The following is a 15,374-nucleotide window of genomic DNA, read 5'->3' on the forward strand; positions in this document are numbered from 1 at the left end:
AGGCGCGGTCATGACCCCGCGCCCCAATCTGATCGCCGCTTATGCCGCGGGCATCGCCGGGATCGCGCTCTTCTCGATCATGGACATGGTCATGAAGGGCCTGACGATCGCGATCGGCGTCTTTCCGACGATGCTGTGGCGGTCGCTGGTCGGCATTCTGATTGCGGCTATTCCCTATTTCGCGCTCCGCAAGGCGTGGCCGTCGCGCGCGGCGCTCGGCTGGCACGTGCTTCGCGGCGTGATGATGGTGCCGATGGCGCTCGCTTTCTTCTGGGGGCTGGCGCGGGTGCCGATGGCGCAGGCGGTCGCGCTGACGTTCATCGCGCCGCTGATCGCCTTGGTGCTTGCAGCGCTGCTGCTGAAGGAGCCGATCGGCCGCCGCACCGCGCTGGGATCGATGGCGGCGTTCGTCGGGGTGGTTATCATCTTCATCGGGCAGGCGCAGGCCGAACTTGGCCCGGTCGCGCTGCGCGGATCGGTGGCGATCCTGTTTTCGGCAGTGATCTACGCCTTCAACATCATCGTCATGCGGCGGCAGGCGCAGAATGCCGGGCCGGTTGAGATCGCCTTTTTCCAGAACCTTGTCATCGCGGTGGTGCTTGTCTTGCTCGTGCCGGCCATCGGCGCGCCGCCGTTGCCGACCGGGCATTGGCCCGAACTAATCCTTGCCGCCGCGCTGGCGCTGGGATCGCTGATGCTGCTTGGCTGGGCCTATGCACGGGCGGGCGCCGCCTATCTGTCGACGACCGAATATAGCGCCTTCCTATGGGCGATCGCGCTCGGCTGGTGGCGGTTCGGCGAACAGGTGTCGCCGTTCACGCTCGTCGGCGCCGCGCTGATCGTGGCGGGCTGCATCTTCGCGGCGCGCAGTCGCCCGGTCGAGCATCCCGCGCTGGAAGCGAGCGCCTAGCGTGCGCCGAGCACGTTGATCGACAGGGCCAGCACGAACAGGTTGAAGAAGAAGCCGGCGATCGACTGGATCAGGACGACCCGGCGGACATGGCGCGAGGTGATCGCGACATCGGCGGTCTGCACTGCCACCCCAATGGTGAAGGCGAAATAGGCGAAGTCGGCCATGTCGGGCTTGTCGGTGCCGGGAAAATCGATCCCGCCGCAGTCGCGATCGTCGATCCCGGGCGTGTAGAAGATGTGCGCGTAATGCAGCGTCCAGATGGCGTTGGCGAAGCTCCACACCAGCACAAGCGTCGCGGCGATGCCGACCTTCTCGCGCGTACTCAGCGTGAATTCGGTCGACAGTTCGACCGCCACGGCGACGAGGATGACCGTGGCCACCAGCCCGCTGACCAGCAACATCACGGTGCGGTTCGCATCGTTGCGCGCGGCCAGCGCCCGCATCTGGTCGCTGTGATGAAGGAACAGTGGCGCGCAACTGACTAGGAACAGCGCCGCGCCGACGTCGAAGCCGGCCATCAGCGCCAACTCCCAGTCCCACCATCGCAGCGCCACCGCGCTTGCCGCGGCGAACAGCAGCAGGAATGCCAGAAAGCGCGGCGGCGCGATGGTGTTGCCGATGGTGGCGGGGACGGGCATGACGCGTTCAACGAGGGCAACAGGTCTTGGTTGCGCGGGCGAAAGGATCAACGATGGCGTGGTTTCTGCTGATCCTGGGAGGGGTGTTCGAAGTCGGCTTCACCACCGCGCTTCGCTTCGTCGACGGGTTTCGCAACCTGCCGTGGACGCTGGCCTTCCTTGGATCGGTCACCGCGAGCATGGGCCTGCTCGAAGTCGCCTCGCGCACGATCCCGATGGGCACCGCTTATGCGGTATGGGGCGGGATCGGCGCGGTCGGGACCGTGATCGTCGGCATGGCCTTTTTCGACGAGCCGAACACCACGATCCGGCTGCTGCTCATTCTCGGCATCGTCGCGTGTATCGCCGCGCTGAAGATTACCGCCTGACGGGTTTCGCGAGCAGCGGCGCGATCTCGGGGGCCTGTTCGATCGCGGGCAGGAAGCGGGCGCCCGGCAGCGGACCGCGCGCCATCTCGTAGGCATTGCCGAGCGACAGGATCGTCGCGTCGGACCATTTTGCCCCAAGGAAACTCAGGCCCACCGGAAGTCCCTTCACCTGGCCCATCGGCACGGTGAGATGCGGATAGCCCGCCACGGCGGCAAGGCTCCCTGCGCCACCGCCCGAAATCTGGTCGCCGTTGACCGCGTCGATCTTCCACGCGGGCGGCATCGTCGGACCGACGAGCGCCACCACTCTGTTCTCGCGCATCAGGCGATCGATCCCTTGGGCGCCGGCCAGCCGAAGCGACTTGGCGCGCGCGGCGAGGTAGGCGGGGTCCTTGATGCCTTTGGTCTTTTCGGCCTGATCGAAGTTGCCCTGATCGAACAGCGCGAGCTCGCGCGGGGTGGCGCGGTTGAAGGCGATCACGTCAGCCAGGCTGCGCACCGGGATCGGCGCGGGCGAGGACTTCAGATAGTCGTTCAGCCCGTCCTTGAACTCGGTCAGCAGCACGGTGAATTCGTTCGAGCCGATGCCAGCGTCGTCGAACTTGGCGATGTCGACCAACGTTGCTCCCTGCGCCTTGAGCAGCGCGAGCGCGGCCTCGAACGGCGCATCGGTGCCGAATCCGTCGGCAAAGCGCATCACCCCGACGCGGGTGCCGCGAAGCGCGTTGGGTTTGAGCGCCGCGGCATAATTGACGCGGCGGCGATCGGCTTCGCGGGTCGCGCGGTCGGCGGGGTCCGACCCGGCGATCACCGTCAGCAACTCGGCGGCTTCGCGAACGGTCAGCGTCATCGGGCCGGCGGTGTCCTGGCTGACGCTGATCGGGATGATGTGGGTGCGACTGACGAGGCCGACGGTCGGCTTGAACCCGACGATGCCGTTGATCGCGGCGGGGCAGGTGATCGACCCGTCGGTTTCGGTGCCAATCGCGAGGCGGACGATGCCCGCCGCGACCGCGGCGCCGCTGCCGCTCGACGATCCGCACGGGTTGCGATCGAGCGCGTGCGGGTTGCGGGTCTGTCCGCCGACCGCGCTCCAGCCCGAGATCGAATTGCCCGAACGGATGTTGGCCCATTCGCTGAGGTTGGCCTTGCCGACCACGACCAGCCCGGCCGAGCGCAGGCGCGTGACGATCGGCGCGTCGCGGCGGGTGTCGTTGGCGACGAGCGCAAGGCTGCCCGCGGTCGTCGGCATTCCGGCGACTTCGATATTGTCCTTGATCAGGATCGGCTGGCCGGCCAGCGGCCCGCCGCCGGGGCGGGTATCGACGGCGCGCGCCTGCGCAACGGCGTCGGGATTGACGGCGAGCACCGAGTTCACGTCGCGGTCGAGCCGTTCGATCCGCTGAAGCGCATCGCGGACCCGAACCTCCGCCGGTCCCTGCGCCGCCAGCGGTGACGCGGTCGCCAACGTCACCGCCGCCAGCCACATCTTCTGCCCGTTCGTCATCCGCCACGACCCCCTTCGTCGAAGAATAGGCAGCAGTCATGGCAGCTTCATGTTGCGGCCGCCACCCGGACCTTTCCCGTCCCCAGCCAGTTACGAGTGCCATGAACCGCCTTTCTCCGCTTGCCCTGCTCCTTGCCACCACGACGCCGCTCGCGGCCCATGCGCAGGAAGTGGCCGCTCCGCCCGCCGACACCTCCGAAGCCACCCAGCCGGTGGCCGAGGAAGTCGTCGACGACATGGCGGTCGAGGATGAGGCGGAAGAAGTGGTGGTGACCGGCCAGCGCCTTCGCGGTTCGGTCATCGGCGACATTCCCGCCGAGAACACGCTCAACACGCGCGACATCCGAGCGACCGGCGCGACCTCGATCAGCGAATTGCTTGATTCGGTCGCGGCCCAGACCGGCAGCGCTCGCGGACGCTCGGGCGGGCGGCCGGTCCTGCTGCTCAACGGGGCGCGAATCTCGGGCTTTCGCGAGCTTCGCGATCTTCCGCCCGAAGCGATCGAGCGGATGGAAATCCTGCCCGAGGAAGTTGCGCTGAAATATGGGTATGCCGCCGACCAGCGCGTGGTGAACATCGTGCTTCGCCGCCGCTTCAACTCGACGAGCGTAGAGGCGCGCGCCCGCACCGCGACCGAGGGCGGTTATGTCGCCGGCCAGCTCGATGGGACGCGCCTGACGATCCGAGATGGGCGGCGGACGTCGTTCAACATTCGCGCCGAGGGCAACAGCGCCTTGTTCGAGGACGAACGCGACATCGCGCTCCAGCCGATCCTCAGCCTGCCGACCGCGGTCGATCCCCGCTCGTCGCGGACGCTGGTCGGTGCGCGGCAGAATGTCCGCCTGACCGGAACCGCCAACCGTACGATCCTTGAGGACGTATCGGCGACCTTTACCGGCGAAGTGTCGCGAGAGGCCGGTCGGTCGCGGTTCGGAGTTCCGGTCGGAACGCTCGACGACGACGGCACCGAGATCCTGCGCGCCTTCCCGGGCGATCCGCTGACCCGGCGGTCGGTCACCGATAGCGGCGCGCTCGGCGCTGCCTTCAATACTCAGCGGGGACGCTGGCGGCTTTCGTCGACGGCCAATGCCGAATTGTCGCGAAGCACGACCCGGAGCGATCAGGGGTATGACCTCAGCCTCGCGCAGGCCCGGCTCGATGCCGGCGATGCGACCTTCGACCCGCTCGGCGATCTGGGGCCGCTCGACGCGCTCGACCTCAATCGCGCGCGATCGGTTCGCCGGTCGCTGACCGCGGACGCGACCGCCAACGGTCCCTTGTTCGAGCTTCCGGCGGGCAATGCGACCGCGACGTTCAAGGTCGGAGCGTCGAGCGTCGACCTCGACAGCCGCGCGACGCGCGCCGGGATCGTGACGCGTTCGGATCTCGGTCGCGACAGCGGCGAAGGCTCGGTCAACCTCGACCTTCCGATCACGCGCCGTGATTCGCCGATCGGCAGGCTGTCGGCCAACGCTAATGCCGGCCTGACCCAGCTGAGCGATTTCGGGACGCTGACAACCTATGGCGGCGGCCTCAACTGGTCGCCGAAGAACCGACTGAACCTGCTGACCAGCTTCACCCGCGAAGAAGGGGCGCCGTCGCTGCAGCAGCTGGGCGACCCGCTGCTCGAAACGCCGGGCAACCGCTTCTTCGACTTCACCCGCGGCGAAACCGTGTTCGTGACGACCGTGACGGGCGGGAACCCCGACCTCGATGCGGATCGGCGATCGGTGTTCAAGGTCGGCGGCAACTGGCAGCCGAAGGAGTCGCTCGATCTGCGCCTTCGCGCCGAATATGTCCGGCAGACGATCGACCGGCCGCAGGCAAGCTTTCCGGCCGCGACCGCCGCGCTGGAAGCGGCCTTCCCCGACCGCTTCGAACGCGATGCCGACGGCAATCTGACGCGGGTCGACCTGCGCCCGGTCAACTTCGAAAAGTCGCGCCGCGACACCTTTCGCTGGGGGTTTGACTTCACCAAGCCTCTGAAATCGGCCGCGCCGTCACCGGCGGCGATCGCCGCGCTCCGTCAACGGTTCGGTGCGCCGGGTCAGCGTCCTGGGGCAGCGAACGCCACGGGGCAGCCCGGCGCAGCGACACCGCCAACCGGCACCGCTCCGACTCCGCCGGCAGGCGAAGCTGGCGCCGCGCCACCGCCCGCAGAGGGTGGCGGTCGTCGCTTCGGCGGTCCGGGCGGAGGTGGCGGTGGCCGCTTCGCTGGCGGACGCAACGGCGGCCGGCTGACCTTTTCGCTGACGCACACGGTCAATCTGGTCGATCGGGTGACGATCGCCGACGGCCTGCCCGACCTCGACTATCTTGATGGCGAGGCATTCGGCCAGTCGGGCGGAAGGCCCCGGCACGAGGTTCGCGTCGAGACCGGCTATTTCAACAATGGGCTGGGAGCGCGGATCGAAGCGAATGTCCGCAGCGCGTCGCGTGTCGACAGCGGCGCGGGCGAGCTTCGGTTCTCGCCCTACGCCGATGTCGATCTTCGCCTGTTCGCCAATCTCGGCGAGCGGTTCGACCTCGTTGCCAAGCATCCCTGGCTGGCAGGGACTTCGGTGCGGTTCGACGTCGACAACGTCTTCAATGCACGCCCCAAGGTGCGCGATGCGTTCGGCGAGACGCCGTTCAGCTACCAGCCCGGACTGATCGAGCCGATCGGTCGCACCGTTGGGATCACGATCCGCAAGCTGTTCCTGCCGCGCCGCTTCATTCGCCGCGCCGCCGGGGCAGGGCGAAACGCCGGGAGTTAAACCCCGGCGTTCTTCGCGTCCGCCTTCGCGATCGAATCGAGGACGACCTGCTTGGCGGCGGCGGCATCGCCCCACTTGCCGATCCGCACCCACTTCTCGGGCTCGAGGTCCTTATAGTGGGTAAAGAAGTGCTCGATCTGCTGAAGCACGATGGGGGGAAGGTCGGTGCCTTCCATCACGTCGGCATAATAGGGCGAGGTCGACGCTTCGGGCACCGCCAGCAATTTCTCGTCGCCGCCGGCCTCGTCCTCGAGATAGAGCACCGCGACGGGGCGCGCGCGGATGACCGAGCCGGGGATCAGCGGCCAACGGGTCATTACCAGGCAGTCGAGCGGATCCCCGTCATCGCACAAGGTCTGCGGAATGAAGCCGTAGTTGGTGGGGTAGCGCATCGGCGTGTGCAGGATGCGATCGACGAAGATCGCGCCGCTGACCTTGTCGAATTCATATTTGACGGGCTCGCCACCGATCGGGACTTCGATGAGGACGTTGATGCTGTGGGGCGGGTTGGATCCCGCTGGAATCAGGTCGATGTTCATGGACGCGGCCCTTAAGCCCCTGCGCGGCGAGGGCAACCCCCGCCGCGCCGGAAGCTCATCGCGCGCGAAGCAGCAGGTCGAGGGGGCCGTCGCCGCGACCGACCTTTTCGAAACGCGGATAGCGAAGGCCGCCGTTGTAGCGAATGTCGACCGGCCGCACTTCGTCGCCGCGCTGGACCATCAGGCGGATCGGCGCATTGCCGCCTTTCGCCGCGGTAATCGCGGCGCGGATCGCCTCGCCGCTGTAGACCTTGCCGTTCACCGACACGATCGTCTGGTTGACGGTCAGGCCGGCATCGAAGGCGGGCGACCCCCATGCGACTGAGGTGATGCGCGCTTCACGGCCGACATTGATGCCGATCGACAGGCCGAGATCTTCGTAATTGCCGAGCCGGGCGCGGAGCTTCGCCGCGTCGGTCATCGTGTCGGTGTAGACCAGGCGATAGCCCGAACGCGTGAAGCCTTCGAGTGGGGCGCGCGGGCTGGCCGTGTCGACCCGGGCGCGGAAGAAGCCCGCCCAGTCGTACGGGTGGATGCGGTTCAGCGTCGCGATCACGTCGTCGCGAGTGTAGGTGACCTGCCCCCAGTCGCCGTCGTTGATCCCGAAGAAGGCGCGCGCGAAATCGTCCATGCCGCGGCGGTTGGCGGTGCCCTGGCGGATGATCGCATCGGCCTCGGTCCAGATCAGCAGGCCTTCGTTGTAATAATCCTCCGACCGCTGGAAGCTCGGCCACGCCTTGGGTCGGCGGGCGGAGATGATCGGGTCGTTGGTCGTATCGATCAGCGGGCGCCACGCGCGGCCCGCCTGATTGTCGAGCCCGGCGGCGATCAGCGCCAGCTTGTCGAGCACTTCCTGCTTGGTCGAAAGCCCCGATCGCGCTTCGAGGACATAGCCCCAGAACTGCGTCTGGCCCTCGTAGACCCACAGCCCGCTGTCGCGCATCGGCGTCTTGAAATCGGGCGTCCACAGGTCGGCCGGGCGGCGGTACTTGCCGTCCCAGCTGTGTACGAATTCGTGCGGCAACAGGTTGCGGTCGAACAGGCTGTCCTTCCAGTTGATGAAATAGCCCGGATCGTTGCTGTTCTCGCTGCTGCGCTGATGCTCCAGGCCGATTCCGCCGAGGCGGTCGGTGATCGCGTGCAGGAAGTCGTAATGATCGTAGTGCCGCGCGCCGAACAGCTTGATCGACTGGTCGACGAGCTTGCGATGCTTGGCGAGGATGTCGGCGGGAAGCGCGAGTTCCTTGGCGGTGTCGGCGACGGTGTTGAGCGTCACGCCATGGCCAAGGTCGTCGGCGCGGAAATATTTGCCCGCGAAGACGGGCGAGTCCTGCAGCGTTTCGTAACTGACCCGGCCGTAGGTGATGACGTTGGCCGCCGGAGCCGCGCCAGCGGCGGGGCGAAGCGCGGTCGCGGCACGCCAGCCGGGGGGAACCGTCAGCGTCGCGACGATCGGGATCCGGCGGGTGAAATAGCCGGCGGGATAGAGCGATACCTGCTCCCACTGGATGTTCATCATTTCGCGGGTGATCGTGACGCGGCCCTGGTCGGGCGCGGTTGGGGTGAGGAACATGAAGCGCGCTTCGACCTCGCTCACGCCGGCCGGAACGTCGATGTGGAAGGCATAGACATCGCCCGGATCGCGGGTCCACGCGATCTTCTGGCCGTTGGCGAAAATCTCCAGTCCGGCGAGCTTCTCGATCTGGCCACGCGGTGCGTGATTCCCCGGAAGCCATTGCGGGAACAGCAGCGTCATCCGGCCCGGATTGGCGACCGGGATGGTCTCGCGAACCTTGAGGATCCGGCGGTCGAGGTCGGTCGCGTCGACGTTGAGGCGGATCGTGCCCGGATAGGCGACGTCGCGGGCGACGGGGATGGTGGAAACGTAGGGCACCGGCTGCGGCGCGCTGTTCTGAGCAAGGGCGCCGGTCGCCATCAGCGAGAGGGGCAAAGAGACGGAGAGCGCGAGCGCGCGATACAGGCTGGTCATGGGCGGGGAGGCTAGCGTCGTCGCCACAGCACCGCTAGTGGCGCTGACAACCATATGTCGAAAATCCAGACCCCCCAGCCCATTCGCGGCATGCAGAGCCTGCTCGGTGAAGAAGCCGACCGATTCCATGCGGTCGTCGCCGCCTTCGACCGGGTGCGAAAGCTGTACGGCTTCCGCCGTGTCGAGGTGCCGGTGCTGGAGCCGACGGCGGTGTTCGCGCGGACGATGGGTGAGACCACTGACGTCGTGTCCAAGGAAATGTATTCGTTTGAGGACAAAAGCGGCGATAACGTCACGCTTCGTCCCGAATTCACCGCCGGGATCGCGCGCGCTTATTTAAGCGAAGGCTGGCAGCAATATGCGCCGCTGAAGGTCGCAACGCATGGTCCGGCTTTCCGCTACGAACGCCCGCAGAAGGGTCGCTTCCGCCAGTTCCATCAGCTCGACGCCGAGATCATCGGGGCGGGGGAACCACAAGCAGACGTTGAGGCGATCGCGCTCGGCGCCCAGTTGCTCAAGGAACTGGGGATCGAGGGAGTCATCCTGAAGCTCAACACGCTTGGCGACCCCGAGACGCGGAGCGCATGGCGCGATGCGCTGCACGAGCATTTCGCGAGCCGCCGCGCCGACCTTAGCGAGGAAAGCCGCGACCGGCTCGACCGCAATCCGCTGCGCATCCTCGACAGCAAGGCGCACGCCGACTGGCCGATCGTCGACGCGGCGCCGGGGATCGACGAATTTCTGACCGGCGAAGCGAGCGACTTCTTCGCGGCAGTCACCGCCGGGCTCGACGTCGCCGGGGTGGCGTGGGAGCGCGCGCCGCGGCTGGTGCGGGGGCTCGATTATTATCGCCATACCGCGTTCGAATTCATCACCGATGCGCTCGGCGCGCAGGGGACGGTGCTGGCGGGCGGCCGCTATGACGGGCTGATCGAAAGCCTGGGCGGGCCGCACACGCCGGCGATCGGCTGGGCGGCGGGGATCGAGCGACTGTCGATGCTGATCGATGCGCCGGTTCGCGACGGGTTCGTGATCGCCGTCATTGCTGACAGTCCCGACCAGGCGCTGGAGGCCGAAGCGATCCGCTCGGCGCTTCGGTCCAACGGCGTTGCCGTAGCGATGAGCTATGCCGCGAAGGCCAAGCGGCAGATCGAGCTGGCGAAGAAGGCTGACGCCGATGGCGTGCTGATCGTGCGACCGGCCAATTCGGATGGCCAGCCGCGGCTGCACCTTGCCGGAGGCCATCGCCTCGCGGCCGACCAGCTTGCGACGGTCGAGCGCGCACTCCCGTCTGGATGGGGATCGATTTCGGGCGGCGAGGCTGTGCGATGATCTCGCTCGACCGCATCGTCTCGATCGAGACGAAGAAGGCCGAGATCGCGGCGGCGATGGCGGCGGGCGATCTTCCGCCCGAAGAGTTCGTCCGCATGTCGAAGGAATATGCGCAGATCGAGCCCGTTGCCGCGTCGGCGCGCGAGGTTCGGCGGCTCCGCGCCGAGCGCGAAAGCCTGCAGGCGATGACGCGCGAGGCCGACGAAGAGTTGCGCGCGATGGCGGCCGAAGAGCTGTCGTCGATCGAGGCGCAACTGCCGGTCGCCGAACGAGCGCTCGCGGTGCAGCTGCTCCCCAAGGACAGCGCCGACGAGCGCGCGGCAATGCTCGAAGTGCGCGCCGGGACGGGCGGCGACGAGGCCGCGCTGTTCGCGGGCGACCTGTTGCGCATGTATCAACGCTTTGCCGAAGAGCGCGGGTGGAAGTTCGAGCTGATCTCGGCCAGCCAGTCAGACGTCGGCGGTTACAAGGAAGCGGTCGCGTCGATCGCTGGAAGCGGCGTCTTCGCGCGACTGAAGTTCGAAAGTGGCGTCCACCGCGTCCAGCGGGTGCCGGCGACCGAAAGTGGTGGGCGGATCCATACCTCGGCGGCGACCGTGGCGGTGCTTCCGGAAGCCGAGGAAGTCGATGTCCAGATCAACGACGCGGACCTGCGCATCGACGTCTATCGTTCGTCGGGTCCGGGCGGGCAGTCGGTCAACACGACCGACAGCGCGGTTCGGATCACCCACCTTCCTTCGGGGCTGGTGGTGATCCAGCAAGACGAAAAGTCCCAGCACAAGAACAAGGCCAAGGCGCTCAAGGTGCTTCGCACGCGCCTGTTTGAACTGGAGCGCGAACGGCTGGCGTCTGAGCGGGCCGGAACGCGCAAGTCGATGGTCGGGTCGGGCGATCGGTCGGAGCGAATCCGCACCTATAATTTCCCGCAAGGCCGCGTCACCGACCACCGCATCAACCTGACGCTGCACAAGCTCGATACGATCCTGGAGGGCCCGGGCCTCGGCGAGTTGACCGAAGCGCTGATCGCCGAAGACGAAGCGGAACGGCTGGCCGGCCTCGAGGAGGCGTGACCGCCATCTCCCGAGCCTTGTCGCGGGCGACCGAACGACTGTCGAGGACCAGCGACACGCCGCGGCTCGATGCCGAATTGCTGATGGCGGCCGCTTTGGGGATTGGCCGCGACCGCCTGATCCTGTCGCCGCCGAAGGGTGAGGAGCCATCGGCGTTCACAGAATATGTAGAACGCCGTTCCGCAGGCGAGCCGGTGGCCTACATCACCGGTCAGCGCGCCTTCTGGACGATCGACCTTGAGGTCGGGCCCGGCGCACTGGTGCCGCGCCCGGACAGCGAGACGCTGATCGCCAGCGCGGTCGAGCATTTCGCCGGGACAGCGGGTCCGCGAACGATCCTCGACCTCGGCACCGGGCCGGGCACGCTGTTGCTCGCCGCGCTCGACGAATGGCCCAAGGCGTCAGGGGTTGGAGTCGACGCCTCGCCGATCGCGCTGGCTTACGCGCAGCGCAATGCCGAGCGGCTTGGGCTGTCGGGGCGAGCCGCGATGCAGCTGGGCGACTGGGCGCAGGGGATCAATCGCCGCTTCGACTTGGTGTTGATCAACCCGCCCTATGTCGCGACTGACGCGCCGACGGGACCGGGCGTGGCCGAGTTCGAACCTGCCGAGGCACTGTTCGCGGGCGGGGACGGCCTGGACGAATATCGCCGGCTCGCTCCGCAACTCGGCCGATTGATTGCGCCGCGCGGGCTGGCGGCGATCGAAATCGGCTACGACCAGGCGACGAGCGCGGCAGCGCTGTTCGATGCGGAGGGCCTCCCGTCGACGCTCGCGCGCGACCTCGGTGGGCGGCCGCGCGCGTTGATTATCAAGGGATAGAGTCGAAATCGCTTGGAATTTAGCGTTGCGCCCTTTACACCGGGACGCAGGGACGGGGCTGCTCTCACGAAAATGACGCGCCCCCGCCGCTGACCCCCGACGAACATTGCCGCTCTTCCGTACGCTCAAGGGCAACGCAGACCGGCAGGGAGGGTCGACCAGCGTTTCGATGCTGGCCGGCCGTCGCGAAGGGACAAAACCTTACCCCGGAAGGGAAGAATAGGGGCGCTCGGCAAGACGGGTGCCAGTGCGACAGGGAAGCCAAAATTTGATCAACAATCGTCAAGGCGGCCGCCGTCGCGGTCGCGGTGGACAGCGTCCCCAGGGTATGTCCGGCAATGCCGGCGGAAATGCCCGCGATACTCGCCAGCGCGGCAACGCCGCCCAGCTGCTTGAAAAATACAAGAGCATGGCGCGCGATTCGCAACTCGCGGGCGACCGCGTCCAGACCGAATATTATCTTCAGTTCGCGGACCATTATTTCCGCGTGCTCGAGGAAAGCCGCTCGCGCTATGAAGAGCAGCAGGGCCAAGGCCAGCAGCGCCGCCGCAACCGCGACGACGAAGACGAAGAGTTCGACGGCGACGAGGACATGAACTCGGACGGCCAGGACGAGGGCGACGAGGACGGCGACAACGACGTCCGTGCCCGTCCGCAACGCCGTGATCGCAACGAGCGCAGTGAGCGCGCACCTCGTGAAGACCGCGCCCCCCGTGAGGAACGCTCCGAGCGGGCACCGCGCGAAGAGCGCAGCGATCGTCCCGAACGCGCCCCGCGCGAAGACCGGCCGCAGCGCGAGCGCTTCGCCAACGACCGCGGCGACCGCCCGCAGCGCGATCGGCCGAGCACGCCGCGCCGTGACGCCGGCGACAATGAAAATGGCGAAGAGCGGATCGCGATGGGCGTGCTGCCCCCCGCGATCGGGACGTCGGACGAGGTGGCCGAAGATGCGCCCAAGCCGCGTCGCCGCGTCCGCAAGCCGCGTGACGAAAACGGCGAGGACATCGCTCCGGCGGCTTAAATCCTCATCGACCTACGCATGAAGGGCGGGCCGGAAACGGCTCGCCCTTTTTCATGCTCGCTTGACTTCACCGCGCAATGAATCACGATCATGCGTGAGTAGGGGGAGAGTGAGCATGCGTATGCTTGTTGTCGGCGTGGCCTTGTTGACCAGTGCGCCGTTGTTCGGTCAATCGGCGATCCAGCCGGTGCTGCCATCCCCGACCCGCACCGCCCAAGGCGATGTCGCGATCACCATCTATAACGACGACCGCGCGCTGATCCAGGATCGGCGTGAGCTGTCGCTCCCCGCCGGGCGATCGCGTCAGGAGTTTCCGGATGTGTCGGCGCGTATCCGTCCGGAGACCGTGACGCTGACCGGCCAAGGCATCGGCATCATCGAGCAGAATTTCGATTTCGACCTGCTGACCCCCGCCGCGATGATGCAGAAGGCGGTGGGCGAGACGGTGACGCTGGTCCGCACCAACCCCGCCAACGGAGCCGAGACTCGCGAGCGGGCACGCATCCTCGCGGCCAATGGCGGGGTCGTCATGCAGATCGGCAATCGCATCGAGGTGCTTCGCGACGACGGCCTGCCAACGCGCGTCATCTTCGACCGGGTGCCAGAGCAGCTTCGTGCGCGGCCGACCCTGTCGATCACGATGGAAACGCCGCGCGGCGGGCGCCAGCCGGTGACGCTCAACTATCTGTCGGGCGGTCTTGGCTGGTCGGCCGACTATGTTGCGCTGTTCGACGAGGCCAATGGCCGGATGGACGTGCAGGGCTGGATCACGCTGACGAACAGCAGTGGCACCGCTTTCACCAATGCGCGCACCTTGCTCGTGGCAGGCGAAGTCGGCGGTGGCGGTCGCGGCTATCCGTCGCGCGGCGGAATGGTCGATGCGGGCACCGAGACCGCGGGCCGCGAACGGCTCGGCGGCTTCTATCTCTATCCCCTGCCCGAACGAACGACGATTGCCGACAAGCAGACCAAGCAGGTCAGCTTCCTCGACGTGAAGGGGGCGACCGCCGCGCGCGCGTATGAGTATCGCAATGGCTGGCTCGGCACGTCCGCGGAACCGCGCAGCGCGTCGAGTGTCCTGCGCTTTTCGAGCAGCCGCGCCGCCGGTCTGGGCGATGCGCTTCCGGCGGGAACGGTGCGCGTCTATCAACGCGACGCGCGTGGAAATCCCCAGTTCGTCGGCGAGCATGAGATCGGCCACACGCCGATGGGATCCAACCTGTCGCTCGCGACGGGCGAGGCGTTCGACGTCAAGGTCCGTCCCGTCGTCGAGGAACGAGTCCGCGCCAGTGCCAACGGCGCGCGGTGGACGACGCGGATGCGCTACACGCTGACTAATGCCGGGCCGGCACCGGTGACCGTCGACCTGGTGCAGGACGGACTTTGGGGAGACGTTCGGGTCACGGCGCAAAGCCAGGAGGGCGAGCGTCTGAACGCCGACCAGATCCGCTGGAAGGTCGGCGTGCCGGCCAATGGCGAAGCGGTCGTCACCGCGACCTTCGACACGCGCTACTAAGGCGCGGACGATGCGCGTCGGCGCACTCCTGCTGATGGCGTTGGCAAGTTCGTCGGCTTTCGCGCAGACGGTCGTCGTCTCGCCGCGGGCGGACGCGGTGGCGGTCACCGTCTACCGCGCGCCCAATGGCCGGGGGCCGATGGATCTGGGCTGGCTGAATGGATTCGCGCTGATCAGCGAAACGCGTCGCGTGTCGCTCCCGGCGGGGGAGAGCGAATTGCGGTTCGAAGGGGTCGCGGGGGGACTGATTCCGCAGAGCGCGGTCGTCGATGGCTTGGGCGACGGGGTGACCGAAAAGAACCGCGACGCGAAATTGCTGTCGCCCGGCACGTTGCTACAGGAATCCTTGGGCCGACGCGTGACGCTTCGGCGGACGTCGCGCGCGACCGGGGCGGTGCGCGTGCAGGACGCGGTGATCCGGTCGGCCACCAATGGCGTGGTCCTTCAGACGGCGGAGGGGGTCGAGGCGCTTCGCTGTACCGGGCTCGGCGAGACGCTGCTTCCCGACAAGGTGCCGGCGACTCTCTCCGCCAAGCCGACATTGTCGGTGCGGCTTCGGGCTGAGCGACCCGTCGAAGCGACGGTCAAGCTGACCTACCTCAGCAGCGACTTCGACTGGCGCGCGCACTATGTCGCCACCCTGGCGCCCGACGGGAAGACGGCGTCGCTGTTCGCGTGGCTGACGCTGGCGAATGGCGACGAGACCGGCTTCGTCGATGCGGAGACGATGGCGGTGGCGGGCCGGCTCAATCGCGAGGAAGTTCGCATCCAGCCTCCCGAGGTCCGGCCGATCTCGCTCAATTGCTGGCCCGACGACCGCACGCACGAAATCCCGCTCGAGGAAGAGGATTACGGGCCGCCTCCGCCTCCACCGCCTCCTCCGCCCCCGCCGCCACCTCCTCC

The 15,374-nt window shown here is 67.3% G+C and carries 13 protein-coding genes (1 of these 13 cut by a window edge); 9 read left to right on the top strand and 4 right to left on the bottom strand.

Annotated features, from left to right (window positions below; translation table 11 throughout):
• The first annotated feature begins 10 nt into the window (after nt 1-10).
• Nucleotides 11-910: a DMT family transporter gene (locus SH584_RS08095; protein WP_324806171.1), complete on the top strand. Its 900-nt coding sequence runs from the start codon at nt 11-13 to the stop codon at nt 908-910.
• Here the strand turns inward: SH584_RS08095 and SH584_RS08100 are convergent.
• On the bottom strand, nt 907-1,551 hold the full coding sequence (locus SH584_RS08100) for a DUF1345 domain-containing protein (RefSeq protein ID WP_324806173.1): 645 nt from the start codon (nt 1,549-1,551) through the stop codon (nt 907-909). The two genes, SH584_RS08095 and SH584_RS08100, sit on opposite strands and share 4 nt — an antisense overlap.
• 53 nt (nt 1,552-1,604) lie before the next feature.
• Here SH584_RS08100 and SH584_RS08105 point away from each other — a divergent pair, with 53 nt between their 5' ends.
• Nucleotides 1,605-1,919: a DMT family transporter gene (locus tag SH584_RS08105; RefSeq protein WP_324806175.1), complete on the top strand. Its 315-nt coding sequence runs from the start codon at nt 1,605-1,607 to the stop codon at nt 1,917-1,919.
• Here the strand turns inward: SH584_RS08105 and SH584_RS08110 are convergent.
• On the bottom strand, nt 1,909-3,426 hold the full coding sequence (locus tag SH584_RS08110) for an amidase (RefSeq protein WP_324806176.1): 1,518 nt from the start codon (nt 3,424-3,426) through the stop codon (nt 1,909-1,911). The genes SH584_RS08105 and SH584_RS08110 overlap by 11 nt on opposite strands.
• A gap of 101 nt (nt 3,427-3,527) precedes the next feature.
• On the opposite strand from SH584_RS08110, the gene SH584_RS08115 reads away from it, so the two are divergent.
• The gene (locus SH584_RS08115; protein WP_324806177.1) at nt 3,528-6,182 is read left to right on the top strand and encodes a TonB-dependent receptor plug domain-containing protein; all 2,655 of its coding nucleotides are present in this window, start codon (nt 3,528-3,530) and stop codon (nt 6,180-6,182) included.
• On the opposite strand, the gene ppa is transcribed toward SH584_RS08115, so the two are convergent.
• Nucleotides 6,179-6,721 (bottom strand): inorganic diphosphatase, encoded by a 543-nt coding sequence (gene ppa, locus SH584_RS08120; RefSeq protein ID WP_322841697.1) that lies wholly within the window; start codon nt 6,719-6,721, stop codon nt 6,179-6,181. The two genes, SH584_RS08115 and ppa, sit on opposite strands and share 4 nt — an antisense overlap.
• Nucleotides 6,722-6,776: 55 nt before the next feature.
• Nucleotides 6,777-8,711, bottom strand: coding sequence for a M61 family metallopeptidase (locus SH584_RS08125; protein ID WP_324806178.1), 1,935 nt, complete (start codon nt 8,709-8,711; stop codon nt 6,777-6,779).
• Between the two features lie 54 nt (nt 8,712-8,765).
• Here SH584_RS08125 and hisS point away from each other — a divergent pair, with 54 nt between their 5' ends.
• From hisS to SH584_RS08155, 6 genes are all read left to right on the top strand, one after another.
• A complete protein-coding gene (gene hisS, locus SH584_RS08130) occupies nt 8,766-10,043 on the top strand; it encodes a histidine--tRNA ligase (RefSeq protein ID WP_324806180.1) in 1,278 nt (425 codons plus the stop codon).
• Nucleotides 10,007-11,113 carry a peptide chain release factor 1 gene (prfA, locus tag SH584_RS08135; RefSeq protein WP_416385124.1) on the top strand — a complete coding sequence of 369 codons (1,107 nt, stop codon included), beginning with the start codon at nt 10,007-10,009 and terminating at the stop codon, nt 11,111-11,113. The genes hisS and prfA overlap by 37 nt, the downstream gene beginning before the upstream one ends.
• Nucleotides 11,110-11,934, top strand: coding sequence for a peptide chain release factor N(5)-glutamine methyltransferase (prmC, locus tag SH584_RS08140; RefSeq protein WP_416385125.1), 825 nt, complete (start codon nt 11,110-11,112; stop codon nt 11,932-11,934). The genes prfA and prmC overlap by 4 nt, the downstream gene beginning before the upstream one ends.
• A 247-nt stretch (nt 11,935-12,181) precedes the next feature.
• Nucleotides 12,182-12,955, top strand: a complete 774-nt coding sequence (locus SH584_RS08145; RefSeq protein WP_324806185.1) for a DUF4167 domain-containing protein — start codon at nt 12,182-12,184, stop codon at nt 12,953-12,955.
• 115 nt (nt 12,956-13,070) lie between these two features.
• On the top strand, nt 13,071-14,471 hold the full coding sequence (locus SH584_RS08150) for a DUF4139 domain-containing protein (RefSeq protein ID WP_416385126.1): 1,401 nt from the start codon (nt 13,071-13,073) through the stop codon (nt 14,469-14,471).
• Between the two features lie 10 nt (nt 14,472-14,481).
• Nucleotides 14,482-15,374, top strand: partial view of a DUF4139 domain-containing protein gene (locus SH584_RS08155; RefSeq protein ID WP_324806190.1) — the 5' portion only. The gene runs 637 nt beyond the window's last position; 893 of the gene's 1,530 nt are visible here — the first part of the coding sequence; it begins with the start codon at nt 14,482-14,484; the stop codon falls past the right edge of the window.

The organism is Sphingomonas sp. LY29 (assembly GCF_035593985.1).
In the GTDB taxonomy this organism is placed as follows: Bacteria; Pseudomonadota; Alphaproteobacteria; order Sphingomonadales; family Sphingomonadaceae; genus Sphingomicrobium.